Raw genomic sequence first — 25,612 nt, forward strand, 5'->3', positions numbered from 1 at the left:
TCAGTGATGCCGCAAGCGGCGCGCAGCCGCTGGCCGAAAGACGTTAGCCGCCGAGCGAGCCCTTGGTGGACGGGATTTCTCCCGCCGCTTTCGGATCGATCGCGACCGCGGTGCGCAGCGCCCGCGCCAGGCCCTTGAAGCAGGACTCGGCGATATGGTGGCTGTTATCGCCATATAGGGTCTCGACGTGGAGAGTCACGCCGGCATTCATGGCGAAGGCCTGGAACCACTCGCGCACCAGCTCGGTGTCGAACTCGCCGATCTTGTCGCGGGGGAAGTCGGCCTTGAACACCAGGAAAGGGCGGCCCGAGATGTCGATGACCACGCGCGACAGCGTCTCGTCCATCGGCATGTGCACGCCGGCATAGCGGGTGATGCCCGCCATGTTGCCGAGCGCCTGCTTGACCGCCTGGCCGAGCGCGATGCCGGTGTCTTCGGTGGTATGGTGGTAATCAATGTGCAGATCGCCCACCGCCTTGACCGTGAGGTCGATGCGGGAATGGCGGGCGAGGAGATCGAGCATATGGTCGAAAAAGCCGATGCCGGTCGCGATATTGGCCACGCCGGTGCCATCGAGGTTCACGGAGACCTCGATGTCGGTTTCCTTGGTCTTGCGCTTGATCGTAGCGGTGCGCATTGAAACTAGCTCTCATCCTGGCTCGGGGGCCGAAAACGCCGGTCTTTTAACAGCCAAATGGCGCCTTCGCTACCGCGGGATCGCCTTGGCAGGCCGGCACTTCCACCTATGGTGAGCAAATTGGGGCCGGAGCGGCCCGTTGTGCCCTGGTTGTCCCCTTGCCCCCGACCGCCTAAATCAGGCCGGACAACGAGGTACTTCATGCAGGATTCCCAGAACAGCTCGCCGGGCTGGCACGGCACCACGATTTTGACGGTGCGCAAGGGCGGCAAAGTGGTGGTCGGCGGCGATGGCCAGGTCTCGATCGGCCAGACCGTGATCAAGTCCAACGCTAAAAAGGTCCGCAAGCTCGGCAAGGGCGATGTGATCGGCGGCTTTGCCGGCGCGACCGCCGACGCCTTCACGCTGTTTGAGCGGTTGGAAGCCAAACTCGAGCAATATCCGGGGCAGCTGACCCGGGCCGCGGTCGAGCTGGCCAAGGACTGGCGCACCGACCGTTATTTGCGGCGGCTGGAGGCCATGATGATCGTGGCCGACAAGGACGTCTCCCTGGTGCTGACCGGCACCGGGGACGTGCTCGAACCCGAGGCCGGCGTCATGGCGATCGGCTCCGGCGGCAATTACGCGCTGGCGGCGGCACGGGCCCTGCTCGACACCGACAAGGACGCCGAGACCATCGTCCGCCGCTCCCTCGACATCGCCGCTGACATCTGCGTCTACACCAACCGGAATTTGACGATCGAGAGCCTGGCAGCGGGATAGGCCATGGCGCCCGCCCACACCTTCCGCCCGATGGCCGAGGCCGATCTGCCGATGATCCGGCGCTGGCTGGACGCGCCGCATGTCGCCGAATGGTGGCATGATCCGGAGACGCTCGAGTTCGTCAGCGGCGACCTCGAGCATCCTGACTTGGCGCAGTTCATCGTCAGCCTTGACGGTCGGTCTTTCGCCTATCTGCAGTGCTACCAGATCGGCGATTGGCATGTCAGCTTCGGCTCGCAGCCCGTGGGCACCCGCGGCCTCGATCAATTCATCGGCGAGGCTGACATGGTCGGATGCGGCCACGGCTCGGCTTTCATTCGCGCTTTCATCGATCAGCTCTTTGCCCGCGGCGTGCCGCGCATCGTGATCGACCCCAACCCCGCCAATCCGCGCGCAATTCGTGCCTATGAGAAAGCTGGATTCGTGCCGCAGCACGAGATCGTTACGCCCGATGGTCCCGCACTCCTGATGATCCGAGACCCATGACGCTTGCCGCGACTTCCACCGCCAAGACGGCGTTCCCGCCGCTCGCCTGGGCCGGCATCGCGCTGTTGCTGCTGGCGCTGCAGGCTGCGATCCTGTTCGGCATGGGGCGGGTGCCGATCTGCACCTGCGGCTATGTCAAGCTGTGGCACGGCGTGGTGAACAGCTCGGAGAACTCCCAGCACATCGCCGACTGGTACACCTTTTCCCATGTTCTGCACGGCTTCCTGTTCTATGGCCTGACCTGGCTGCTGTTCGCGCGATTGCCGTTGCTGTCTCTATCCTGGCCGGCTCGACTGATCATCGCCATGCTGATCGAAGGCGCCTGGGAGATCGTCGAGAACTCGCCCTTCATCATCGAGCGCTACCGCGCCGGCACGATCTCGCTGGATTATTTCGGCGACAGCATCGTCAATTCGGTCTCCGACAATCTGGCCATGATGCTCGGGTTCCTCGTCGCACGCGTTCTGCCCGTATCAGCGACGATCCTGATCGGCCTCGCCTTCGAGATCATGCTGGCGCTGCACATTCGCGACAATCTGACGCTCAATATCCTGATGCTGATCCATCCGATCGAGGCGGTGAAGCAATGGCAATCCGGCCCGCCCATCATCTGACCTAAAAAGCGACTTGTCCTTGACCGCCTCCCGCCCTAGCTAGACAGACATGACAGACTTCTCTCCCCGTGAAATCGTTTCCGAACTCGACCGTTTCATCGTCGGCCAAGCCGACGCCAAGCGCGCCGTCTCGATCGCGCTGCGCAACCGCTGGCGCCGGCAGCAGCTCGAAGGCTCGCTGCGCGAAGAGGTGCTGCCAAAGAACATCCTGATGATCGGCCCCACCGGCGTCGGCAAGACGGAAATCGCGCGGCGGCTCGCCAAGCTCGCGAATGCGCCGTTCCTGAAGGTGGAAGCGACCAAATTCACCGAGGTCGGTTATGTCGGCCGCGACGTCGAGCAGATCGTGCGCGATCTCGTCGAGGTCGCAATCGCCCAGGTCCGCGAGAAGAAGCGCAAGGACGTGCACGCCCGCGCGCAGCTCGCCGCCGAGGAGCGCGTGCTCGATGCGCTGGTCGGCGCCAATGCCAGCGCGGCGACGCGTGAATCCTTCCGCAAGAAGCTGCGTGCCGGCGAGCTCAACGACAAGGAAATCGAGATCGAGACGCAAGGCGGCGGCAGCGGCATGCCGATGTTCGAGATCCCGGGCATGCCGGGCGCGCAGATGGGCGCGATCTCGATCGGCGACATCTTCGGCAAGTTAGGGGGCCGCAGCAAGACGCGGCGGCTGACGGTCGAAGGCTCGCACGAGATCCTCGTCAACGAGGAGTCCGACAAGCTGCTGGACACCGATCAGCTGACGCTGGAGGCGATCAACGCGGTCGAGAACAACGGCATCGTGTTTCTCGACGAGATCGACAAGATCTGCGCGCGCGAGGGCCGTGCCGCCGGCGACGTCTCGCGCGAGGGCGTGCAGCGCGATCTGTTGCCCTTGATCGAGGGAACCACGGTCTCGACCAAGCACGGCGCGGTCAAGACCGACCACATCCTGTTCATCGCCTCCGGCGCCTTCCACGTCGCAAAGCCGTCGGACCTGCTGCCGGAATTGCAGGGCCGCCTGCCGATCCGCGTCGAATTGCAGGCGCTGACCCGCGACGACATGCGCCGCATCCTGACCGAGCCCGAGGCCTCGCTGATCAAGCAATATGTCGCCTTGATGCAGACCGAGGGCGTGACGCTCGACATCACCGACGGCGCCATCGACGCGCTCGCCGACGTCGCGGTCGCCGTCAATTCCACCGTCGAGAACATCGGCGCGCGGCGGCTGCAGACCGTGATGGAGCGGGTGCTGGACGAGATCTCCTTCACCGCCCCCGACCGCAGCGGCGAGACCGTCAAGGTGGATGCGGATTTCGTGCAGAAGCACGTGGGTGATCTCGCCAAGAACGCCGATCTGAGCCGGTTCATTTTGTAATTCTGGGCGGTCACGCTATCAATCGGTTGTCGTCCCTGCGAAAGCAGGGACCCATAACCACCAGCGGTCCTTGTTGAAACAGATAGTAGCTCCAGCCCTGCCTCAAATAACCTCCTGTGGTTATGGGTCCCGGGTCGCGCTTCGCTTGCCCGGGACGACGGCGGAGGTCGATCGCGCCAGCCCGGGTGCTGCGTGATCGCTCCGATCCAGAACAATCCCTGGCGACTCCTGCTCGCGATCAACGCGGCGGTCATCGTCGGCGTGTTCATTCACAAGATCCAGCTGCCGCCTTACGTCCCCTACATCCATCTCCTGGTCGACTACCATTTCGGCTTCATCAAGCGCGCGCTGATCGGTGCCACCGTCGCGCTGTTCACGGACAAGGTGCCGGTCTGGTCGGTGTTCGCGATCGGCGGGGTGACGTGGCTGGTGACGCTGGCCCTGTACGCAAGGCTGTTTCAGAAGAGCTTTGGCTTCACCGCGAAAACGCTGCCGCTGTTCGTCTTCATTGCGGGCTCGCCGTTCTTCCTCAAGAACTTCATGCACACGCTCGGCCATTTCGACATCTATGGCTGTGCGCTGGCGCTCGTTCTGCTGCTGATGCCGGCGGGGTCGTTGCTGTTCGTGGCTTTGGCTGCGCTGTTCTCGATCGTTCTCGTGCTGATCCACCACATTCATCTGCTGATGTATGTGCCGACGATCGTCACCATCGTCGTGATCAGGCACTATCTCGCCTGCGGGCTCAATCGCGGCAATATCGCCTTCGGCATCGTCGCCCTGATCATTGTCGCGGCGCTGTTCTTTGCGGCACAATTTTTGGGAACGATGCCGATCCCCGAAGCGGATTTCGTCGCCTATCTGAAGAGCCGGATGGCCGATCCCTCGCGAACCGATCTGCTGCAATTTGCCTACATCTGGTACCAGCCGCTGTCCAAGGAGGTCTCGGACACCTGGGGGCGCCTGCCGCACAACGTCCTCGGCGTGCCCGTGTTCGCGCTGCTGATCTGGCTGCACACGCCGCTGTGGCGTTTCTTCGCGAAGCTCATCGGCGCGCTCGCAAGCGAGACGCACCGCCGCCTCGTGCTCGCGGCACTGATCGGCATCAGCCTCGCCTATCTCGTGATGTTTGCGATGGTGTTCGACTATTCGCGCTGGATCTCGAACTGGGCGGTCTGCATGTTCCTGCTCCTGCATGCCGTGAAGATGCTGCCGGCCGCGCAGGTGACAGCGCTGATCCCGACGGAGGATCAGAAAACGAATATCTTCGGCCTGATCCTCACGCTGATCCCGCGCGTTGGAATCATCCGGCCGTTCTAGAGCACTGGTTGAAGTCAAATCGAGTATGGCCAACAGCGATGCTCTCTCCGTTCCCTCCCCCCTTGTGGGGGAGGGAACGCACTTTCGCCGGAGCGCGTGTCGAGTCTCATCGTTTCAGGTCTTAAGACCTCGCCCGCCTGATCCGCACATACAGCGCGCCCTCGCCGCCATGGCCGATATGCGCCGTCTCGAAGCCGACGACGAAGGCGCGGAATTCCGGCAGGCTCAGCCATTCCGGCACCAGGCGGCGCAGCACGCCGCTTTCGCCGCCGCTGCGGCCCTTGCCGGTGATGACGAGCACGAAGGTCAGGCCGTCGTGATGGGCGCGGTGCAGGAAGCCGGTCAGGGCACGATGCGCGCGTGTCTGGGTCATGCCGTGCAGATCGAGTCGCGCCTCGATCTCGCTGCGGCCGCGCGACAGTTTTGTGCGCTCGCGCTTGCCGAGCGGCGCCAAAGGCGGGACGGCCGGTTTTGCGGCGCGCGGCGCCGGTGCAGCAGTAACCGGTCGTGGCGATGACGCAGGCCGCGTGACGGGTGCTGCGGGCAAAGGCTCGGTGCGCGGAGCGGCATGCGCCTTCGCGGCGCGGTGCTTCCTCAGCGGCTTGACCTGTTTGGCAACGACTTCCCACAGCTCGCGCTCCTCCTCGCTCAGCGCGCGGCGGCGCGGCGAGGGGCGAGGCTCCAGGACGGGCGGACGGGACGATCGCTTCATTGCTGCCGATGGGGCCGTTTCTTCACTGGCCGCTGGGGTTCGGAAGCGGGCTCGATCACGGGACGCGGCGCCGGCAGCGGGACTGGACCCGCGATGGCGACGGTGTCGCTCTTGGTTTCCGCGGGGCCGGCGGCAGCGGCCGGCTTCGCCGTCCCCTTCCCGGGGTCGGTTTGCGGAAACAGCTTGGCGATCTTCTCCGAGGGGCGCGGATCAGGCAGCGGCAGCCGGGCGCCGCGTGCCGAGGGATCGAGGCCCTTCGGCACCAGCATCACGAAATGCATGGGATGGCGCAGTCGCCCCGAGATGCGGCCGGCCTCCTGGCCTGCGCCGAAAAACAGATCGGCGCGCGCGGGACCGATGATGGCCGAGCCGGTATCCTGCGCGATCATCAGCCGATGGAACGGTGTCTTCGAGCGTTCGGACTCGATCGGCAGCTCGCCCTCAATGAAGAACGGCGTGCCGTAGACATGCAGCGCCTTGTCCACCGCGATCGAGCGTCCCGCCGTCAGCGGGATACCCTGCGCGCCCACCGCCTCATCCTTGTCGGAGAGGTTGACCTCTCGGAAGAAAATATAGGCGCGGTTCTGGCGGCGCAGATCCTTGGCACCGTCAGGATTTTGCGCCATCCACTCCCTGATCTTCTGCATCGACATCTCTTCCTTCGGAATGATGCCGCGCTCGATCAGGACGCGCCCGACGGCAGTGTAGGGATAGCCGTTATAGGCGTCGTAATTCAGTCGGACCGTGCCGCCGTCGTCGAACTTGATCCGCGCCGAGCCCTGGATCTGCGCGAACAGCAGATCGGTCGGATCCTTCAGCCAGGCGATCTCCAGCCCGCGGCCGGCGATCTTGCCGTCCTCGATCTCGCCGCGGTCGTAATAGGGCACCAGCTTGCGGCGGCCGATCTTGCGATAGACCGGGCCCTTGTTGGGCAGGCTGACCGAATCCTGCTTGTAGCCGCGCACGAACAGATTCGAGGGACGCCGGTAGACCGGAACGTTGTAGACGTCGGTCTGCGTGCGCGATCCCTCCAGCACCGGCTCGTAATAGCCGGTGACGAAACCGTCGGGCTCGCCGAGGCGGGAGATCCGCAGCGGCGCGAAATTCTCCTCGAAGAAGGTCTTTGCTTTGGCGTCGTCGATGAGATCGAGCGATTTCGCCGCCCGGCAAGGTTCGCTCAGCGAACCTCCCAAGGCTTTCGGCTCGGCCGCGCCGGTTTGTGCATTGATCGGCTTGCAGCTGGCGCGGAACGTCTTGTACGCCGCGAGATGATTGTCATCGCTCCAGCCCTTCACGTCCGCCCAGGCCAGCGGCAGATATTGCGCGCCCGGAATTTCGAACGGCAGCGGGAGCTGCGGATAGGGCAAGGCCCGCGGCGGAGCCGCAGGCAATTGCGGGGGATGATGGTGATGGCTGCGATAGTGGCGCCGCGCGGCCTCGGCGCCGAGCGAAAACGACGATAGCACGACGACACCTGCGCAAAGCGCCGTCGCGCCGGTCTTCAGATAGACCTTAATTCGCGCTTCCGGTGCCAACCAGCTTCCAGTTCGGATCGCGAGAGGTGACGTCGCGGGCGAAAGTCCAGATGTCGGTGATGTCGGCGACCGTGTCGGCGCTGCCGTCGACGATATTGCCGGCCTTGTCTCGGGTGGCCGAGATCATCTGCGAGACGAAGCGAATCGTGAGCTGGGCGGTACGGTCGCGCAGCTCGGCGCCGACGAGTTCGGCCTTGTCGATCGAGACGAAGCGGGTCTCGGTCTTCTGCTCGTTCTTCTCGCGTTCCTTGATCGCGGCCTCGAAGCTGTCATAGACGTCCGAGGACAACAGGTCGCGCAGCGCGCGGCGGTCGCCATTGGCAAAGGCCAGCACGATCATCTCGTAGGCACCGCGGGCGCCCGAGATGAAATGGCGCGGGTCGAACGTGGCATCCTTGTCGACGATGGCATCCAGGCCCTGCGCAAGCGCGGTGCCCGGCTCGGTCAGGCCCTTCCAGCGATCGGAGGGCGGGGTCGGCTCGGCCGTCGGCGCCAGCGGGGCCTGGTCGATCACCTTGCCCGGCATGGTCACGACGTTGTTGTCCTGGGCACCCCCGAGCGCATTGCGAGCGGCGGTCCGATCGAACGGCGGCCGCTCGTTGCCGGTACGCTGCCCGAGCACGCTGCGCAGCCGCAGAAAGATGAAGACCGCCAGCGCCAGGAAGATGATGGTGTAGATGTCCACGTCGGATTCGCTTTCTGGTCTTTGCTCTGGGTCTTCGCTTTGGGGTCGTCGCCGGGAAAATCAATCCGGCCAGTAGACCGTTCCATACGGGAACGGCAAGTCTACATCACCATTTTAGGTCCACGTCAGGTCCGTGGGATGTAGGCACGAAATCTTGCCCGGCCAATGGCGCCTTTTGGCACAGCACCGAGTGTAGCGCGTTTTATGCTTAAGGGGAAACCCGATCCTGCCCGGAAATCGCGCATCTTCAATCATTTAAGGCGCAGTTTTGCGGAAAAGGCGGGATGAACGCGGCGGTTGCGACGCGGCCGGAATCCGCCTCCGGGACCGTTCGTCCTTGTGGAATGAGGCGGCCCTATGTTAGCCAACCGCCGCGAAATTCAGCCCAAATCGGGTAAGGAGAGACTCTCATGACCAATGGTAACGGCACCCCTCCCGAGGCGGCCCAGGCTCCCCAGCTCAACGTGCTGGCGCAATATACCAAGGACCTTTCGTTCGAAAATCCGAACGCGCCCAGCTCGCTCCAGCAGCAGAGCCAGCCTCCCCAGATCAACATCCAGATCAATGTCAGCGCCAACAATCTCAGCGAACAGGAGTTCGAGGTGACGTTGTCGGTCGAAGGCAAGGCCGAGACCGCGGGCAAGATCATGTTCTCGTTCGAGCTCGCCTATGCCGGCGTGTTCCGCATCGCCAACGTGCCGAAGGAGAATCTGCATCCGCTGGTCATGATCGAGTGCCCGCGCCTGCTGTTCCCGTTCGCCCGCGAGATCATCGCGACCGCGGTGCGCGACGGCGGGTTCCCGCCCCTGATGCTGGATCCGGTCGACTTCGTCGGTCTCTACCGCCAGAACATGGAGCGGCAAATGGCCGCTCAGCCGAGCGGCCAGGCCTAACCAGCCGGAGGAGCTGGAGCGGGCAAAAACTCGTTCCAGATCGCCTTGTCGCCGAGCGTTGCGATGAAGGCCTTGTGGGCCTCACGCTCGGCATCGGAAACCCGCGGCGCGAGCGGCACCAGCCGCTGCCGCCGCGGCGCATCGCCAGCCGCATTGACCCGAATCTCCTGAGCGTCCGACGCCAGAAGCAGCTGCGACTGCCGCGCCCCGACCAGATCGACATAGACCTCGGCCAGCAGCTCGGCATCCAGCAGCGCGCCGTGCTTGGTGCGGTGTGAATTGTCGATCGCATAGCGCGAGCAGAGGTCATCGAGCCGGTTGGACACGCCGGGATGCTTGCGCCGCGCCAGCAGCAGCGTATCGACCAGCCGTTCGCGCGGGATCGCCGCGCGCTTGATCTTGTCGAGCTCGGCATTGATGAAGCCGATGTCGAACGAGGCGTTGTGGATCACCAGCGGCGCATCGCCGATGAACTCCAGAAACGCATCGACGACCTCGTGGAACAGCGGCTTGGTCGACAGAAATTCGGCCGACAAACCATGCACCGCAAAAGCTTCCGCCGGCATGTCCCGTTCGGGATTGATATAGACGTGATACGTCTGCCCCGTCGGCATGCGGTTGAGCATCTCGACGCAGCCGATTTCGACCAGACGATCGCCGCGCAGCGGATCAAGGCCGGTGGTTTCGGTGTCGAGAACGATTTCGCGCATGTCTTGAGATCAGTAGCTTGAGAGCAGCGTCTTGAGAACCGTGTGAGGAGACGGCGAATCAGGCTCGCCGCTGCGGCATCTTAACGACCTCGGCCAGGATGTGGGCGATTTGCGCGCGCACCGGGTCAAGTCCGTGTGACGTATCCACCACGAAATCGGCCCGCTTGCGCTTCTCGGCGTCCGGCGTCTGCTTGGCAATGATCGCGTCGAGCTTGGCTTCGTCCATGGTACCGCGCGCCAGCACCCGCTCGCGCTGGAGTTCCGGCGAGGTCGAAACCACGACCACGGCATCGACCCGCTTCTCGCCACCGGTCTCGAACAGCAGCGGGATGTCCAGCACCACGACCGGCGCCTTGGCGGCTTCCGCCTCGGCAAAAAACTTTTGCCGGGAGGCGCCGAGCATCGGATGGACGATTTGCTCGAGCTGCTTGATGGCCGCGGGGTCGTGCACGACGCGCGCCGACAGTTTTGGCCGGTCCACCTTGCCGTTCACAGTGGTGCCGGGAAAGGCGGCCTCGATGGCGGGCGCCGCTTCGCCTTCATAAAGCTGATGCACGGCGGCATCGGCGTCGTAGACGGGCACGCCGGCCTCCGCGAACAGTTTCGCAGTGGTGGATTTCCCCATCCCGATCGAGCCGGTCAGTCCCAGGATCCGCATCGGCGCTCAGCCCTGTCTGTCATTCACACCGCAACTAGCCGTTCGCGTCGCAGGAACGCAAGCAGCGGCAGCAGCGGCAGGCCGAGAATGGTGAAATGATCGCCCTCGATCCGCTCGAACAGATGGATGCCCAGGCTTTCAAGCTGATAGGCCCCGACGCTGGTGGTGACGGCGTCGCCGGCAGCGTCCAGATAGGCTGAAAGCTCGTCCTCGGTCATTTCGCGCATGGTCATATGTGCGACCGCGACGTCTTCGAAAACAATCTTGCTGTCATGCGCCACGGCCACGGCGGAATTCAGCTCATGGCTGTTGCCGGCGAGATCGCGCAATTGCGCCAATGCCTGCGGACGGCCTGCGGGCTTGTTGAAAAGACGGTTGCCAAGAGCCAGTGTCTGATCGGCCCCGATCACGTAGCTTCCGGGATGATTGGCCGAGATCGCCTTGGCCTTTTCGCGCGCCAGCAGCAGTGCGATCTCGCGCGGATTTGAAAGCGCCGAAGCTAATTGAATACCGCGCTCGTCGATATCGGCGGTAATAGCCTTGAACTCCAGCCCGGCATTGGCCAGCAGCATTTTTCGGGCACTGCTCTGCGAGGCCAGAATCAACGGATGTTTGCCGAGCCACAGACCCATCGCGAAAGCTATCCGGAAGGCCGGTTGCGCTGGCGATCGCTGTAGAGCTTCATGATCGCCGCCGCGGTTTCCTCGATCGAGCGTCGCGTGACATCCAGCAGCGGCCAATCATGCTTGGCACTGAGCTTGCGCGCAAACGCAACTTCCTCGGTGACCGACTGCCTGTCGGTATAGGTGTCGTTGCCGGAGTCGGTCCCCATCGAAAGCAGGCGATTCTGACGGATCTGGATCAGGCGTTCCGGCGTCGCGTGCAGGCTGACGACCAGCGGCCGCGTCAGCGTCTCCAGTTGCGAAGGCACCGGAATGCCGGGAACCAGCGGCACGTTGGCGGTGCGGATGCCGCGATTGGCCAGATAAATCGACGTCGGCGTCTTGGAAGTGCGGGACACACCAACCAGCACCACGTCGGCATCGTCGAGACCTTCGACATGCTGACCATCGTCATGGATCATGGTGTAGTTCAGCGCATCGATGCGCTTGAAATATTCCGCGTTGAGGACGTGCTGGGCGCCGACGCGGCCGGTGGTCGCAGCCCCGAGATAGGCTTCGAACAGCTGCATCACCGGGCCGATAATCGACAGGCTCGGAACATTGATCTCCTTGCACTTGTCCTCGAGCCTGGAGACCAGATCCTTCTCCAGCAGCGTGAACAGCACGATCCCCGGCGCTTCCTCGATCTCGTCGAGCACGCGGTCGAGCTGCTTCTGGCTGCGCACCAGCGGATAGACATGCTCGACCGGGGTGACGTTGGCGTATTGGGCCGCAACCGCGCGTGCCACGGTGATCAGCGTCTCGCCGGTGGAGTCGGACACGAGGTGCAGATGGAAATAATTGTTCGAGGTTGGCACAAAATCTCTTTGTATGGAGTCGGTGTGGATTGTGGATTTCTGTGGAGCTTAACCCCTCGGAAAGGGTTGCGCGACACCAGGGGCGGGACAAGTGCCAATTTTCTTCACACCGCTGCCCGTCAGGACAAGTCCGGCGCCCTCGCTGCGGGGAAACGGGATTGCGCGGACAACCCCCTTGATAAGCTACCGACAGAAAGGCGCAAGCCTTTGAAGCTGGCCGACTTATCGTAAATCGCCGCAGCGATCAGGGATATGTTGATGGATGTGAACAAGCGCGCGTGAACGTGCGGACGGAATTGTGTGAGTCCAATCCACGGTCACATAGACTCAAACCTTAAGAATCTAAGATTCTAGATTTGAGGAAGGCGCTACGGACGGATATGTGTGCAGGCAAGACCTTAACGAGTTCTTACTATCCCCAGCGTTCCCTCGGCTGGCTCAGAAATCCGGACGCAGAAAATGTTTGAAGACGTCTATCTCTGGATCAAGGCGCTGCACGTGATCGCCGTCATCTCCTGGATGGCGGGCATGCTCTATCTGCCGCGGCTGTTCGTTTATCACAGCGAGGCCGAAATCGGCTCGAAGCAGTCGGAAACGTTCAAGGTGATGGAACGTCGGCTGCTCAAGGCCATCATCAACCCGGCCATGATCGTCACCTGGCTCGCCGGGCTCTATCTCGCCTGGTCCGGCCACTGGTTCTCGTTTGGCTGGCTGCACGTAAAACTGGCATTGGTCCTGGCGATGTCCGCGGTCCACGGCTTTTTTTCTCGCTGGCTGAAGGATTTCGCCGCGGACCGACGCCCCCGGACCCAGAAATTCTATAGAATTATCAACGAGGTGCCGACCGTCCTGATGATTCTCATCGTCATCATGGTGATCGTGAAGCCGTTCTAGGCAAGGCGCGCGACGATTAGCTCAGCGCTTCGGCTTGCGGAGAAGGGAGCGATTTTCTATATTATCGATATCCCACCCAACGCAGGCGGATGTGGTTGTGTCTGAGCTTTCCAGAGGCCGGACACCGCATCAGGTTTGAAGCCTCATCGGCACTTAACCTTGCCAGACCTGCGGACCTTATCTTCTCACGTCCGCATTTCAGAGCCTCCTCGCACCCCTCCCAAGGTTACCCCACAGGACCACCCCAATGCGGGAAATTAAACTCGAAGACCTCAAGTCCAAAACGCCGGCCGAGCTCGTCTCGTTCGCGGAGGAGAACGGGGTCGAGAATGCCAGCACCATGCGCAAGCAGGAGCTGCTGTTCGCCATCCTCAAGCAGCTCGCGCTCGCCGAGACCGATATTGTCGGCCAGGGCGTCGTCGAGGTTCTCTCCGACGGCTTCGGCTTCCTCCGCTCGCCCGATGCGAATTATCTGCCGGGCCCGGACGACATCTACGTTTCGCCGTCGCAGATCCGCCGTTTCGGCCTGCGCACCGGTGACACCATCGAAGGCCACATCCGCAGCCCGAAAGAGGGCGAACGCTATTTCGCGCTGCTGAAGGTCAACACGCTCAATTTCGAGGATCCGGAAAAGGCCAAGCACAAGGTCAATTTCGACAACCTCACGCCGCTGTTTCCGAATCAGCGTTTCCGCATGGAGATCGACGATCCGACGCGGAAAGACCTTTCTGCACGCGTGATCGACATCGTCGCGCCGATCGGCAAGGGCCAGCGTGCATTGATCGTCGCGCCGCCGCGCACGGGTAAAACCGTGCTGATGCAGAACATCGCGCACTCGATCACGCACAATCACCCCGAATGCTATCTGATCGTGCTGTTGATCGACGAGCGTCCGGAAGAAGTCACGGACATGCAGCGCTCGGTGAAGGGCGAGGTCGTGTCGTCGACCTTCGACGAACCCGCGGTGCGTCACGTCCAGGTCGCCGAGATGGTGATCGAAAAAGCCAAGCGTCTGGTCGAGCACGGCCGCGACGTCGTGATCCTGCTCGATTCGATCACGCGTTTGGGCCGCGCCTACAACACCGTGGTGCCGTCATCCGGCAAGGTGCTGACCGGCGGTGTCGACGCCAATGCGCTGCAGCGCCCGAAGCGCTTCTTTGGTGCCGCCCGCAACATCGAGGAGGGCGGCTCGCTGACCATCATTGCGACCGCGCTGGTCGATACCGGCAGCCGAATGGACGAAGTCATTTTCGAAGAGTTCAAGGGCACCGGTAACTCGGAACTGATCCTGGATCGCAAGGTCTCGGACAAGCGCACCTTCCCGGCGATCGACATCTCGCGCTCCGGCACCCGCAAGGAGGAGCTCATCACCGATCCGCAGGTGCTCAAGAAGATGTACGTGCTTCGCCGCATCCTCAACCCGATGGGCACGATGGACGCGATCGACTTCCTGCTCGACAAGCTGCGCTCGACCAAGAGCAATTCGGAGTTCTTCGACTCCATGAACACCTGAGCATGGTGCAGCAAGAAATTAGAGGGCGCCTTCGGGCGCCCTTTTTCGTTGTGCGGCTCTGCTGCGGCGTAGATGCAGCATGGAGCTGTGTCGACGCGCAGATCCAGATTTCTCAGAAGATGTTGATATACCTACAGAATGCTTGACATCGGCTGGCGGACCTTTGCCAAACGGCGAGGTTTTTGCAGCGAATTTCCGGGTCTCTATTGCGATGCAACATGATCTTTGCTGCGGCAAAGGCGCAGCAAAACGGACCCGCCGCGGTCCTGGGAGCGGCCCATTTGCCTTTTCGTCCCGAGCCGGACAAATAGGCCATGCATCCGCGAGACCAGACCATCTTTGCGCTCTCGTCCGGCCGGGCGCCGAGTGCGATCGCCGTGGTGCGCGTCTCGGGTCCGCAAGCCGGTCTGGCGCTGACGACCTTGGCGGGGAAGCTGCCGGCGCCGAGGCAGGCCAGCCGCCGGCTGCTTCGTGACGGCGCGGGCCAGCCGATCGACGATGCGGTCGTGCTGTGGTTTCCGGGGCCGGCCAGCGCGACCGGCGAGGACGTCGCCGAATTCCACGTTCATGGCGGCCGCGCCGTGCTCTCGGTACTGGTCGCCGCAATTTCGATAATTCCGAATATGCGAGCCGCCGAGCCGGGCGAGTTCACGCGGCGCGCGTTCGAGAACGGCAAGCTCGACCTGACCGAAGCCGAGGGTCTCGACGATCTCATCCATGCCGACACCGACCGCCAGCGGCGCCAGGCGCTGCGCCAGTTGCAGGGCCTGCTCGGTGACCGCGCGCGCGACTGGCGCGAGCGCATCATCGAGGCCTCGGCGCTGATCGAGGCCGGCATCGATTTTTCCGACGAGGGCGATGTGCCGGCGGAATTGAGGTCGCCGGCGGTGAAAGCGATCAAGGCCCTGCACGACGAAATCACAAAAGTCCTTGCGGCACAGGGACATTCTGAACGGCTGCGTGAGGGCCTGGTGGTTGCGATCGCGGGCGAGCCGAATGTCGGCAAGTCGACGCTGATGAATCAGCTCGCGCGCCGCGAGGTCGCGATCGTCTCGCCGCATGCCGGCACGACGCGCGACGTGATCGAGGTCCAGCTCGATCTCGATGGCTATCCCGTCACGGTGATCGACACCGCCGGCATCCGCGAGACCGATGATCCGGTCGAGCAGGAGGGCGTGCGCCGCGCGCGAGCGCGGGCCGAGGACGCCGACCTCGTGCTGTGGCTGGTGGAGGGGGAGCAAGCCGTCAATCCGGACGCGCTGCGTTCCCTTCGGAAATCCGAAGGCGGCGATCGGTCGGAGGGGTCCGTCTGGATCGTCCGCAACAAGATCGATCTCGGGGGCCGGGCTAGCAAGTTGAGCAGCGAGTTCGGGATCTCGGCGAGACAGGGTGATGGCATCCCCGAGCTGGTCGATGCGCTGGTGAAATTCGCTTCCGAGTTTTTCGGAACCACCGAGGGCGCGCTGGTGACCCGGGCTCGCCAAAGGGAACTGTTGGTCCGGACGTCGGAGAGCTTGCGCCGGAGTCTGGACCTTGTAGAAGACGGCGAGGAGCTTGCAGCCGAAGAGCTGCGCGCCGCCGCTTACGCCTTGGGCCGATTGCTGGGCCGGGTAGATGTCGAAGACGTCCTCGGAGCGATCTTCCAAAAGTTCTGTATCGGAAAATAAAGCTAGTTCTTCATTGTAGAACTAGCGCTTGTTCCATTCCTTCTGTTTCACGTGAAACATTCCCCTTTAGGCTTGATATCGATTTGGGAACCCCGTTTCGGAGTCGGGGTGGCGTGAGACGTGATCTGGGCCTCCGGCTCCTTCGCCGCGTTCGAGATCCGGCGTGCGCGCAGTTGTTTCACGTGAAACACCGCTCGGCTGAAGGCCGGGGTCCCGGCGCGAACGGAAGTTCCAGTCTCCGCGAGTGTAAAGGACTGTTACAGCCGCTACGCGTCAGTGCGAGGGAGCACTTGCGACGAAGCGTCCGAGAGGGATTCTGGATTGCTTCGCTTTGCTCGCAATGCCTGAGCGTGGCGTCCAGCGGATCCAATATCCACCAGCGTCCAAACTGCCCGGGTGGAATGCCGATTTCGTTTCACGTGAAACACGAAACAATTCAATGGCCATTCTACTGTGCATGGGGTTGTTTTCGTGAAATCGCTTTCGGCCCCTGGTCCGTGTTTCACGTGAAACATCGCCTCGCCAGTTTCTACTTCCGGCTTTCCCGACACTGAGCTAGAAGTCCGGACATGCGAACAGAGCGAGAGAGCTTCGACGTCATCGTGATTGGCGGCGGCCACGCCGGCTGTGAAGCCGCGGCTGCGTCTGCCCGGATGGGCGCTGCGACGGCTCTGGTGACGCATCGTTTCGCCACCGTTGGCGCGATGTCCTGCAATCCGGCGATCGGCGGCCTCGGCAAGGGGCATCTGGTTCGCGAAGTCGATGCGCTGGACGGTCTGATGGGGCGCGTGGGCGATGCCGGCGGCATCCAGTTTCGCGTGCTCAATCGTCGAAAAGGTCCCGCCGTCCGCGGTCCTCGGGCCCAAGCCGACCGGAAGCTTTATGCCGCTGCGATGCAGGCCGCGATCCGGGAAACCGAGGGTCTTTCCGTCATCCAAGGCGAGGCTGACGATCTGATCGTGGTCGATAACCGCGTCACCGGACTGCGCCTGGCGGATGGCCGGGAGCTTCGGGCAGGGGCTGTTGTCGTCACCACCGGTACCTTCCTCCGTGGTCTGATCCATCTCGGTGAGAAGAACTGGCCGGCCGGCCGCGTCGGAGAGGCGCCCGCGATGGGTCTTTCCGGCTCCTTCGAGCGCGCCGGCTTCACCCTTGGACGGCTCAAGACCGGCACTCCGCCGCGTCTCGACGGCACCACGATCGACTGGTCGGCGGTCGAAATGCAGCCCGGCGACGAGCCGCCAGAGCCGTTTTCGGTGATGACCGAGCGGATCACCACCCCGCAGATCCAGTGCGGGATCACCCGGACCACGGCCGCGACCCATGAGGTGATCCGGGCCAATGTCCATCGCTCCCCGATGTACTCCGGCCAGATCAAGAGCTCTGGTCCCCGCTATTGCCCCTCCATCGAGGACAAGATCGTCCGCTTCGGCGATCGTGACGGTCATCAGATCTTCCTGGAGCCGGAAGGCCTCGACGACAGCACCGTCTATCCCAACGGCATCTCGACCTCGCTGCCGGAGGAGGTCCAGCTCGCGATCCTCGCCAGCATTCCCGGCCTTGAGCGAGTGAAGATGGTCCGGCCGGGCTATGCCATCGAATACGACCACATCGATCCCCGCGAGCTCGATCCGACCCTGCAGACCAAGCGCCTCCGCGGCCTGTTCCTGGCCGGACAGATCAACGGCACCACCGGATACGAAGAGGCTGCCGGGCAGGGCATCGTGGCCGGCCTGAACGCGGCACTGGCTGCGAGCGGGGCCGCATTGACGGTGTTCGACCGTGCCGACGGCTATCTCGGTGTGATGATCGACGACCTCGTCACCCGCGGGATCAGCGAGCCCTATCGGATGTTCACCTCCAGGGCCGAGTATCGCCTGACCTTGCGGGCGGACAATGCCGATCAGCGTTTGACCGAGAAGGGGATCGCGTTGGGGTGCGTCGGCAGTGCCCGGACCCAGCATCATCGTGCCAAGATGGACGCCCTGAACGCGGCCAGGGCGCTGTCGAAGTCGCTGGCGATCACCCCGAACGAAGCGATCAAGCACGGGCTGTCCCTGAACCGGGACGGCCAGCGCCGGTCGGCGTTCTCCCTGATGGCCTATCCGGATATCGGCTGGAGCCAGGTCCGCGCGATCTGGCCGGAGCTGTCCGCCATCGATCCCGTCATCGCCACACATCTCGAGATCGACGCCAAGTACGATGTCTACCTCGATCGCCAGAGCGCCGACGTCGAGGCCTTCCGGCGCGACGAGGGGCTGGTGCTGTCTGAGGTCGATTACCAGCAGGTGCCCGGGCTCTCCAACGAGGTGCGTGCCAAGCTGGAGAAGGCACGGCCGTTCACCGTCGGGCAGGCTGGCCGGATCGACGGCATGACGCCGGCAGCGCTCGGCATTCTCGCGGCCTATCTCCGGCGTGAGGCACGCAAATCCACCAAGGCAATCGCATAGGCGTTTCACGTGAAACAGCGCGGACCGGGCGGGGACAGACCGCTAACGCGACGACCAGGGACAGGTGAGGGCGCGCATCGTCGATCTGACCCGGGACCGACCAAGCCGAAGATCGACAAAGCCAGTGCCAACGATCAGGCGCTCGATTCCGTCATCGCTGCCGACAAGCGTGAGGCGCTCGAGCTCGCGCCCGTTTCACATGAAACGGAAGCCCGGCTCGATCGCTACATCGCGCTGCTGCGGGAGTGGCAGGCCAAGACCAATCTGGTCGCGCCCTCGACCCTGCCGCAGCTCTGGACCCGGCACATCGCCGATTCGCTCCAGCTCGTCGATCTCGCGCCCGCCGCGAAGCGCTGGGCCGATCTCGGCAGCGGCGGCGGCTTTCCCGGCATTGTCCTGGCCTGCGCCATGGCCGGGACGCCGGGTGCGAGCGTTCATCTCGTCGAGCGAATCGCCAAGAAGGCGGCGTTCCTGCGCGAAGCGGTTCGCGTCACCACATCTCCGGGAGTCGTACATCTCGCTGAGATCGGGGATAATGTGGATAGAATCACCGGCCCCGTCGATTGCGTCACCGCCCGTGCGCTGGCTCCGCTACATCAACTCATCGGCTTTGCGGAGCCGCTGATGCGCCAAGGCGCAAAGGCGTTATTTCTCAAGGGTCAAGATGTAGAGGCTGAATTGACCGAAGCCGCTAAATATTGGAATATCGAGCCTCGACTCCACCAAAGCCGCACGGGTGACGGCTGGATCGTGGAGCTCGATGCCGCCGAACGGCGCAGCTGAGGCGCTCAGGGGTTGAGTGGGGAAATTTCGATGACCGTGATTGACGAGCCGCAGCAAGAGCAGACCCAAGAACCGACCCAAGAACCGACCAGCGAGGTGCCGCATGGCCATCCGCGCATCCTGGCGCTGGCGAATCAGAAGGGCGGTGTGGGGAAAACAACCACAGCGATCAATCTTGGCACCGCACTCGCCGCGATCGGCGAGCGTGTGTTGATCGTCGATCTCGATCCGCAGGGCAACGCCTCGACCGGCCTCGGCATCGATCGCCGCAACCGCTCATGCTCGACCTATGACGTGCTGATTGGTGAAGCCCCGCTGCGCGAGGCCGTGGTCTCGACCGCGGTGCCGCGGCTGCACATCGCGCCCTCGACCATGGATCTCTCCGGCCTCGAGCTCGAGCTCGGCACCACGCCCGGCCGCGCCTTCAAGCTGCGCGACGCCATCGGTGCGCTCAACAACAACGTCTCGCCGGATGCCGACTACACCTATGTGCTGATCGACTGCCCGCCCTCGCTCAACCTGCTCACGGTGAACGCGATGGCGGCCTCGGACGCGATCCTGGTGCCGCTGCAGTGCGAGTTCTTCGCGCTCGAAGGTCTGTCGCAATTGCTGCAGACGGTGGAACAGGTGCGCTCGACGCTCAATCCGAACCTGTCGATCCACGGCATCGTGCTGACCATGTTCGACTCGCGCAACAACCTCTCCAACCAGGTCGTCGCCGACGTCCGGCAGTTCATGGGCGAGAAGGTCTACAAGACCATGATCCCGCGCAACGTGCGCATCTCGGAAGCGCCGTCCTACGGCAAGCCGGTGCTGGTCTACGATCTCAAATGCGTCGGCAGCGAAGCCTATTTGCGGCTCGCCACCGAAGTGATCCAGCGCGAGCGCGAGCTGCGCGTCACGCATTGACGAGGCCGTAGGGTGGGCAAAGGCGTCTTCGCCGTGCCCACCGTCTTCCACACACGATCGGTGGGCACGCTTCGCTTTGCCCACCCCAAGATTCTACGATTCGAAATTCAGTTCTGGAGTGCTGCACCGTGAATCCAAGGGAGCTGGCGATGGCCGACGAAGCGCGTTCGCGATTGGGCCGGGGTCTTGCAAGTCTGATCGGTGACGTCGGCGGCGAGGCTCAGCATGTCGATCGGCCGCGCGCGCAGCGCAAGGTGCCGATCGAGTTCATCAAGGCCAATCCGCGCAATCCGCGCCGCACCTTTTCGGACACCGAGCTGAAGGAGCTCAGCGAGTCGATCAGGCAGCACGGCGTGATCCAGCCGATCGTGGTGCGTCCGGTGAAGGGCGCACAGGACCGCTTTGAGATCATCGCCGGCGAACGGCGCTGGCGCGCCTCGCAGATGGCCGGCCTGCACGAAGTGCCGATCGTCCCGGTCGACATCAGCGACAGCGACGCGCTGGAGTTCGCGATCGTCGAGAACGTGCAGCGCGAGGACCTCAACCCGATGGAAGAGGCGCAGGGCTATCATGCGCTCGCCAACGAGTTCAAACGCAGCCAGGACGACATCGCAAAGGTCGTCGGCAAGAGCCGCAGCCACGTCGCCAACATGATGCGGCTGACGAAGCTGCCGGCCGAGGTGCAGGCCTTCATCGCGACCGGTGAGCTGACCGCAGGCCACGCCCGCGCGCTGATCGGCGTGCCCGATCCGCTCGCCGCCGCCAAGCGCATCGTCGAGGAGGGCCTCAACGTCCGCCAGGCCGAAGCGCTCGCGCATGAAGAGGGCGTACCGGAGCGCAAGCCGCAAAAGGCGCGCGCCACCGGCGGCAAGGAAAAGGACCCCGACACGATCGATCTCGAAAAGCGCGTCAGCGACGCGCTCGGCCTCAAGGTCACCGTCAATCACCGCGATCCCGGCGGCTCGGTCCAGATCAGCTACAGCAACCTCGATCAGCTCGACGAAGTGATGAAGCGGCTGGCGAAGGGCGTGCTGTAGGCCAAGCCCTCGCTGTCATCCCCGCGAACGCGGGGACCCATACCGCGTGATTTATCGATCGGACCGGGCGCGCAGTACCGGACCGCAAGTCTTCGCCAAACGACTTCCTGTGGTTATGGATCCCCGCGTTCGCGGGGATGACAGCGTGGCTCAGCCCCGCCGCTTCGCGTTCGCGGCGATCGCCATCAATGTCCGCTGGGCGATGGCGGCGGCTAGCGTGGATTGCTTGCGGGTGTCGAGCGCCGCGGTCGCGAACTGCTCGATGATGGCGGCGAGCCGCGCCACGCTGAAATTTCGCAGCGCCGTTTCGACCGCGGGCTTACGTGAAAAATGCAGGCGCGGATAGCCGCCGTCGAGCACGGCGGAGGCAGGCTGGCCGTCGGCGATTGCGAGCGCCGATTTGTGCAGCCACGCAGCCTGACGCTGCGCGGCGGAGATGATCACGCCGGGATAGGTGCCGGCGATCATGGCCTTTGCGAATTCGGTCTCGACGATGTCGGGCCGTCCGGCAAAGGCCCCGTCGACGATCGGGTCGAGCTTGAGCTCGGACGCATCAGCGACCACGGCCATCACGTCGTCCAGCGTGACCTCGCCTTTGCCGTGGGCGTAGAGCGTCAGCTTGCGCAGCTCGTTGCGCGAGGCCTGGCGGTCGCCGCCGAGGAACGACATCAGCGCCGCGCGGGCGTCCTGCGCGATGCGCAAATTTGCGATGCGCAATTCGTCATCCATCAGCTTGGCAAGGTCGCGCTCGGTGTCGGGATAGCAGCCGATCGCTACCGCGGCCTTGGCCTTCTCGCAGGCTTTTCGCAGCGGCGATTCCGGGCGCAGCTCGCCGGCCTCGATTACGACGCGGCAATCTTTCACCGACATCTCCGCCAGCGTATCGATACCGCTGGCAAAGCTGCGCGAGCCGGCGCGAATGCGGATGGCGCGGCGACCGCCGAACAGCGGCACCGTCATGGCCTCGTCGACGAGGCGCGAGGGCTCGGCGGAGAGCTCGTCACCGTCGAGCCTGACCAGCGAGAACGGATCGTTGGGATCATCGACGGCAGAGGCGATCAGCGCATCGGCGCGCTCGCGCACCAGGCCGGCATCGGGACCGTAGAGCAGGATGATCGGGCGGCCCGCATCGGGGCGGGCGAGGAAGGCGTCGATCTCTTTTCCACGCAGCGCGACCATGTTGCCTGTTACCTTGTCATTCCGGGGCGCGCGGAGCGCGAACCCGGAACCCAGAGGTTGGGAATCGAGATTCTCAGGTGCGCAATTGCGCACCGTAGTTCTCGCTTCGCGAGCCCCGAATGACGGGAATAATCAGGTGCCTGCGGTGAAGAACGAGGCGAGGCGGGTGGTGATGTTCTCAGCGATCTCGTTGGCGGCACGATCCTCCGCGTCGCGCACGGCGCGGGTGCGAGAGAAGCGCTGATAGGACCCTGGCATGTCATAGGACACGCGCGAGAACGTGGTGCCGGTCATCACCGACTTACCGGTCGCGACCTCGATCAGATTGTACTGGGCGTCGATGCCGAGGTTTTCGCTGGTCGGCAATCCCGTCGTGGCGCTGACGATCAGCGAAGAACGGCTGGAGGTGAAGCGGATGTCCAGCCGATGGGTCGGCGGCATTCCCGTCGCGGTGCCGTAGAGCTTGAAGGCGAGAGCATTGCGGACTTCGACACCGACACGGGCCTCGCGGGAGGCATTGGGCTTGGCGATCGGCGGGAGCTCGACCCCCATCAGTTTCTCGCGCAAGCCGGGGGTGCCGTCGCCACGCTCGGCATACATCGGCTGGAAGCAACCAGCCGTCAGCGCCGCCAATGCGGCGACCGCCAGCAAGCGGGCTGCGATGCGGATCCTAGCCGACAACATTTACGATCCTCTTGGGGACGATGATCACCTTGCGGACGGGCTTGCCGTCCAGGGCCAGTTTTACCGCATCGAGAGCCAAAACGGCAGCCTCGATTTCCGGATTCTGGGCCGCTGTTGCAACTGTGACGTCACCCCGCTTCTTGCCGTTGACCTGGACCACGAGGGTCACGCTGTCTTCAACCAGCAAATCGCGTTCGATTTGCGGCCAATGGGCCTCGGAAACCAGCCCGCTCTGGCCCAGAGCCTGCCAGCACTCTTCGGCAAGGTGCGGCATCATCGGGGAGAACAGCTGGACCAGGATCTGACCGGCTTCGCGGATCGCCCAGGCCAAATCAGGGGCGGGCTGGCCGGGTCGCTGCAAGATCTCCGAGAAGGTGTTGGCGAATTCGCGGATATGGGCCAGGCAGACGTTGAAGTGCAGCCGTTCGATTCCGGTGGTGACCTTGTCGAGCGCACCATGGGCGGCCTTGCGCAAGGCGGTCGCGTCCGGGCCGAAGCTGGCCGGCCGGGCCGCCGGCGCGGCTTTGCCGAGTTCGATGGAATCGTTCACCAGCCGCCACAGCCGCTGCACGAAGCGCGAGGCACCCTGGACGCGCTCGTCGCTCCAGATCACGTCGCGGTCGGGCGGTGAATCCGACAGCATGAACCAGCGGGCGACATCGGCGCCGTAGGTCTCGATGATGTCGTCGGGATCGACCGTGTTCTTCTTCGATTTCGACATCTTCTCGATCGGGCCGATCTGGATGTCTTCGCCCGACGTCAGCAGCGTCGCGCGCCGGCCGTTGCCGCCGACCTCGACCTTGACCTCGGCCGGCTGCACATAGGTGCCGTCGGCCTTCTGGTAGGTCTCGTGCACCACCATGCCTTGCGTGAACATGCCGGCGAACGGCTCGTCCAGCGCGATGTGCCCGGTCGCCTTCATCGCGCGGGTGAAGAAGCGGCTGTAGAGCAGATGCAGGATCGCGTGCTCGACGCCACCGATATATTGGTCGACCGGCAGCATCCGGTTGGCGACGGCAGGCGTCGTCGGAGCGGTCTCGTTCCAGGGATCGGTGAAGCGCGCAAAGTACCAGGACGAATCCACGAAGGTGTCCATGGTGTCGGTTTCGCGCTGAGCCTTGGCCCCGCATTTGGGGCAGGTGACATGCTTCCAGGTCGGGTGATGGTCGAGCGCGTTGCCCGGCTTGTCGAAGGTCGCATCGTCAGGCAGCGTCACCGGCAAATCGGCATCCGGGACCGGCACCACATCGCATTTCGGGCAGTGGATGACGGGAATCGGGCAGCCCCAATAGCGCTGGCGCGAAATGCCCCAGTCGCGCAGGCGGAAATTCACCTGGCGCTCGCCGACCGGCGCGTTGCCGCGCTGCTCGCTTTCCAGACGTTTTGCGACCTCGTCCTTGGCCTGCTCGATGGTCATGCCGTCGAGGAAGCGCGAATTGATCATGCGGCCGTCACCGTCATAGGCGGTGTCGGTGATGACGAACGACTTCGGATCCTGGCCCTCGGGGCACACCACCGGCGTGTTGCCGAGATTGTACTTGTTGACGAAGTCGAGGTCGCGCTGGTCATGCGCCGGGCAGCCGAAGATCGCGCCGGTGCCGTATTCCATCAGCACGAAATTGGCGACATAGACCGGCAGCTTCCAATTCGGATCGAACGGGTGCACCGCGCGGATGCCGGTGTCAAAGCCCTGCTTCTCCGCGGTGTCGATGATCGATTGCGCGGTGCCGATCTTCTTGATGTCGGCAATGAACTCCGCAAGCTCGGGGTTCTTCGCGGCGGCCGCCTGCGCCAGCGGATGATCTGCCGAGATCGCCATGAACTTTGCGCCGAACAGCGTGTCCGGGCGCGTCGTGAAGATCTTCAGCTCGCTCTCGCCGGCGGGCGTCGTCGCCTGATCCAGCGCGAAGCGAACCAGCAGCCCTTCCGAGCGGCCGATCCAGTTGCGCTGCATCAGCCGGACCTTGTCGGGCCAGCGATCGAGCCCATCGAGCGCGGACAGCAGCTCTTGCGAGTACTTCGTGATCTTGAAGACCCACTGGCTCATTTCCCGTTGTTCGACAACGGCGCCGGAACGCCAGCCGCGGCCGTCGATCACCTGCTCGTTGGCGAGCACGGTCATGTCGACCGGATCCCAGTTGAGCTTGCGCTTCTCACGCTCGGCGAGGCCGGCGCCGAGCATGTCCAGGAACATCTTCTGCTGATGCTTGTAGTAGCTGGGGTCGCAGGTCGCGAATTCGCGTGACCAGTCCAGCGACAGCCCGATCGAGCGGAGCTGCTTTTTCATCGCGGCGATGTTGTCGTAGGTCCAGGCTTTCGGCGCGACCTTGCGCTCAATCGCGGCATTCTCGGCCGGCAGGCCGAAAGCGTCCCAGCCCATCGGATGCAGCACGTTGAACCCCTTGGCGCGCATGAAGCGGGCCAGCACGTCGCCGAGCGTATAATTCCGAACATGGCCGATATGGATGCGCCCGGACGGGTAGGGGAACATCTCGAGCACATAGTATTTCGGCCGCGAATCGTCGTTCTTGGAGACGAAGATCGCCTGTTCGTCCCAGAGGCGTTGCCAGCGCGGTTCGGCGTCGCGGGCGTTATAGCGTTCGGAGGTCATGGAATCGTTGGGGTTTTCGTGGGTTCGGCCGTCTCAAGACGG

The 25,612-nt window shown here is 63.6% G+C and carries 24 protein-coding genes; 13 read left to right on the forward strand and 11 right to left on the reverse strand.

Annotated features, from left to right (window positions below; translation table 11 throughout):
• Positions 1-43: 43 nt before the first annotated feature.
• The gene (gene hisB / locus XH81_RS20985) at positions 44-637 is read right to left on the reverse strand and encodes an imidazoleglycerol-phosphate dehydratase HisB (protein WP_018323527.1); all 594 of its coding nucleotides are present in this window, start codon (positions 635-637) and stop codon (positions 44-46) included.
• A gap of 201 nt (positions 638-838) precedes the next feature.
• On the opposite strand from hisB, the gene hslV reads away from it, so the two are divergent.
• From hslV to XH81_RS21010, 5 genes are all read left to right on the forward strand, one after another.
• Positions 839-1,399 carry an ATP-dependent protease subunit HslV gene (gene hslV, locus XH81_RS20990; RefSeq protein ID WP_018323528.1) on the forward strand — a complete coding sequence of 187 codons (561 nt, stop codon included), beginning with the start codon at positions 839-841 and terminating at the stop codon, positions 1,397-1,399.
• Between the two features lie 3 nt (positions 1,400-1,402).
• Positions 1,403-1,885 carry a GNAT family N-acetyltransferase gene (locus XH81_RS20995; protein WP_028139385.1) on the forward strand — a complete coding sequence of 161 codons (483 nt, stop codon included), beginning with the start codon at positions 1,403-1,405 and terminating at the stop codon, positions 1,883-1,885.
• Positions 1,882-2,499 (forward strand): DUF2585 domain-containing protein, encoded by a 618-nt coding sequence (locus XH81_RS21000; RefSeq protein WP_028139384.1) that lies wholly within the window; start codon positions 1,882-1,884, stop codon positions 2,497-2,499. Before XH81_RS20995 ends, XH81_RS21000 begins: the two co-directional genes overlap by 4 nt.
• A gap of 49 nt (positions 2,500-2,548) precedes the next feature.
• Positions 2,549-3,853: an ATP-dependent protease ATPase subunit HslU gene (hslU, locus tag XH81_RS21005; RefSeq protein WP_028139383.1), complete on the forward strand. Its 1,305-nt coding sequence runs from the start codon at positions 2,549-2,551 to the stop codon at positions 3,851-3,853.
• Between the two features lie 192 nt (positions 3,854-4,045).
• Complete coding sequence (locus XH81_RS21010; RefSeq protein WP_028139382.1) at positions 4,046-5,170, forward strand: hypothetical protein; 1,125 nt, start codon at positions 4,046-4,048, stop codon at positions 5,168-5,170.
• A 121-nt stretch (positions 5,171-5,291) separates the two neighbouring features.
• Here the strand turns inward: XH81_RS21010 and XH81_RS21015 are convergent, their stop codons facing one another.
• Genes XH81_RS21015 through XH81_RS21025 form a run of 3 tightly spaced genes read right to left on the reverse strand, consistent with a single transcriptional unit; the run spans position 5,292 to position 8,102 of the window.
• Positions 5,292-5,882 (reverse strand): Smr/MutS family protein, encoded by a 591-nt coding sequence (locus tag XH81_RS21015; RefSeq protein WP_028139381.1) that lies wholly within the window; start codon positions 5,880-5,882, stop codon positions 5,292-5,294.
• Entirely contained in the window at positions 5,879-7,417 is a 1,539-nt protein-coding gene (mltA, locus tag XH81_RS21020; RefSeq protein WP_028139380.1) for a murein transglycosylase A, read from the reverse strand. The genes XH81_RS21015 and mltA overlap by 4 nt, the downstream gene beginning before the upstream one ends.
• A complete protein-coding gene (locus XH81_RS21025; RefSeq protein WP_028139379.1) occupies positions 7,395-8,102 on the reverse strand; it encodes a Tim44/TimA family putative adaptor protein in 708 nt (235 codons plus the stop codon). The genes mltA and XH81_RS21025 overlap by 23 nt, the downstream gene beginning before the upstream one ends.
• 410 nt (positions 8,103-8,512) lie before the next feature.
• Here XH81_RS21025 and secB point away from each other — a divergent pair, with 410 nt between their 5' ends.
• Positions 8,513-8,995, forward strand: coding sequence for a protein-export chaperone SecB (gene secB, locus XH81_RS21030; protein ID WP_018323536.1), 483 nt, complete (start codon positions 8,513-8,515; stop codon positions 8,993-8,995).
• Here the strand turns inward: secB and dnaQ are convergent.
• From dnaQ to XH81_RS21050, 4 genes are read right to left on the reverse strand one after another with little or no spacing between them, the layout of a single operon-like run.
• Positions 8,992-9,705: a DNA polymerase III subunit epsilon gene (gene dnaQ, locus XH81_RS21035; protein ID WP_028139378.1), complete on the reverse strand. Its 714-nt coding sequence runs from the start codon at positions 9,703-9,705 to the stop codon at positions 8,992-8,994. The two genes, secB and dnaQ, sit on opposite strands and share 4 nt — an antisense overlap.
• Before the next feature lie 58 nt (positions 9,706-9,763).
• Positions 9,764-10,363 (reverse strand): dephospho-CoA kinase, encoded by a 600-nt coding sequence (coaE, locus tag XH81_RS21040; protein WP_028139377.1) that lies wholly within the window; start codon positions 10,361-10,363, stop codon positions 9,764-9,766.
• 23 nt (positions 10,364-10,386) lie between these two features.
• The gene (locus XH81_RS21045; protein ID WP_028139376.1) at positions 10,387-10,995 is read right to left on the reverse strand and encodes a Maf family nucleotide pyrophosphatase; all 609 of its coding nucleotides are present in this window, start codon (positions 10,993-10,995) and stop codon (positions 10,387-10,389) included.
• Positions 10,996-11,003: 8 nt separating this feature from the next.
• Positions 11,004-11,843, reverse strand: a complete 840-nt coding sequence (locus XH81_RS21050; RefSeq protein WP_018323540.1) for a pyruvate, water dikinase regulatory protein — start codon at positions 11,841-11,843, stop codon at positions 11,004-11,006.
• Between the two features lie 459 nt (positions 11,844-12,302).
• Between XH81_RS21050 and hemJ the strand changes: the two genes are divergently transcribed.
• The 7 genes from hemJ to XH81_RS21085 all read left to right on the forward strand — a co-directional run bounded on the left by hemJ (position 12,303) and on the right by XH81_RS21085 (position 21,096).
• Positions 12,303-12,737, forward strand: a complete 435-nt coding sequence (hemJ, locus tag XH81_RS21055; protein WP_028139375.1) for a protoporphyrinogen oxidase HemJ — start codon at positions 12,303-12,305, stop codon at positions 12,735-12,737.
• A 247-nt stretch (positions 12,738-12,984) separates the two neighbouring features.
• Positions 12,985-14,250 (forward strand): transcription termination factor Rho, encoded by a 1,266-nt coding sequence (rho, locus tag XH81_RS21060; RefSeq protein ID WP_008133567.1) that lies wholly within the window; start codon positions 12,985-12,987, stop codon positions 14,248-14,250.
• A 314-nt stretch (positions 14,251-14,564) separates the two neighbouring features.
• The gene (mnmE, locus tag XH81_RS21065) at positions 14,565-15,917 is read left to right on the forward strand and encodes a tRNA uridine-5-carboxymethylaminomethyl(34) synthesis GTPase MnmE (RefSeq protein WP_095424547.1); all 1,353 of its coding nucleotides are present in this window, start codon (positions 14,565-14,567) and stop codon (positions 15,915-15,917) included.
• A gap of 569 nt (positions 15,918-16,486) precedes the next feature.
• Positions 16,487-18,367 (forward strand): tRNA uridine-5-carboxymethylaminomethyl(34) synthesis enzyme MnmG, encoded by a 1,881-nt coding sequence (mnmG, locus tag XH81_RS21070; RefSeq protein WP_038948663.1) that lies wholly within the window; start codon positions 16,487-16,489, stop codon positions 18,365-18,367.
• A 153-nt stretch (positions 18,368-18,520) separates the two neighbouring features.
• On the forward strand, positions 18,521-19,150 hold the full coding sequence (gene rsmG, locus XH81_RS21075; RefSeq protein ID WP_371731601.1) for a 16S rRNA (guanine(527)-N(7))-methyltransferase RsmG: 630 nt from the start codon (positions 18,521-18,523) through the stop codon (positions 19,148-19,150).
• Between the two features lie 30 nt (positions 19,151-19,180).
• Positions 19,181-20,059 (forward strand): ParA family protein, encoded by an 879-nt coding sequence (locus XH81_RS21080; RefSeq protein ID WP_018323546.1) that lies wholly within the window; start codon positions 19,181-19,183, stop codon positions 20,057-20,059.
• A gap of 149 nt (positions 20,060-20,208) precedes the next feature.
• Positions 20,209-21,096, forward strand: coding sequence for a ParB/RepB/Spo0J family partition protein (locus XH81_RS21085; protein ID WP_028139371.1), 888 nt, complete (start codon positions 20,209-20,211; stop codon positions 21,094-21,096).
• A gap of 150 nt (positions 21,097-21,246) precedes the next feature.
• Here XH81_RS21085 and holA read toward each other — a convergent pair whose 3' ends face one another.
• The 3 genes from holA to leuS all read right to left on the reverse strand — a co-directional run bounded on the left by holA (position 21,247) and on the right by leuS (position 25,570).
• Positions 21,247-22,275, reverse strand: coding sequence for a DNA polymerase III subunit delta (gene holA / locus XH81_RS21090; RefSeq protein WP_271596354.1), 1,029 nt, complete (start codon positions 22,273-22,275; stop codon positions 21,247-21,249).
• A 132-nt stretch (positions 22,276-22,407) separates the two neighbouring features.
• Entirely contained in the window at positions 22,408-22,959 is a 552-nt protein-coding gene (gene lptE, locus XH81_RS21095; RefSeq protein ID WP_018323549.1) for an LPS assembly lipoprotein LptE, read from the reverse strand.
• Positions 22,946-25,570, reverse strand: a complete 2,625-nt coding sequence (gene leuS, locus XH81_RS21100; protein WP_038973010.1) for a leucine--tRNA ligase — start codon at positions 25,568-25,570, stop codon at positions 22,946-22,948. Before leuS ends, lptE begins: the two co-directional genes overlap by 14 nt.
• Positions 25,571-25,612 lie beyond the last annotated feature (42 nt).

The sequence above is a fragment of the Bradyrhizobium sp. CCBAU 25360 genome (assembly GCF_028128695.1).
In the GTDB taxonomy this organism is placed as follows: domain Bacteria; phylum Pseudomonadota; class Alphaproteobacteria; order Rhizobiales; family Xanthobacteraceae; genus Bradyrhizobium; species Bradyrhizobium ottawaense.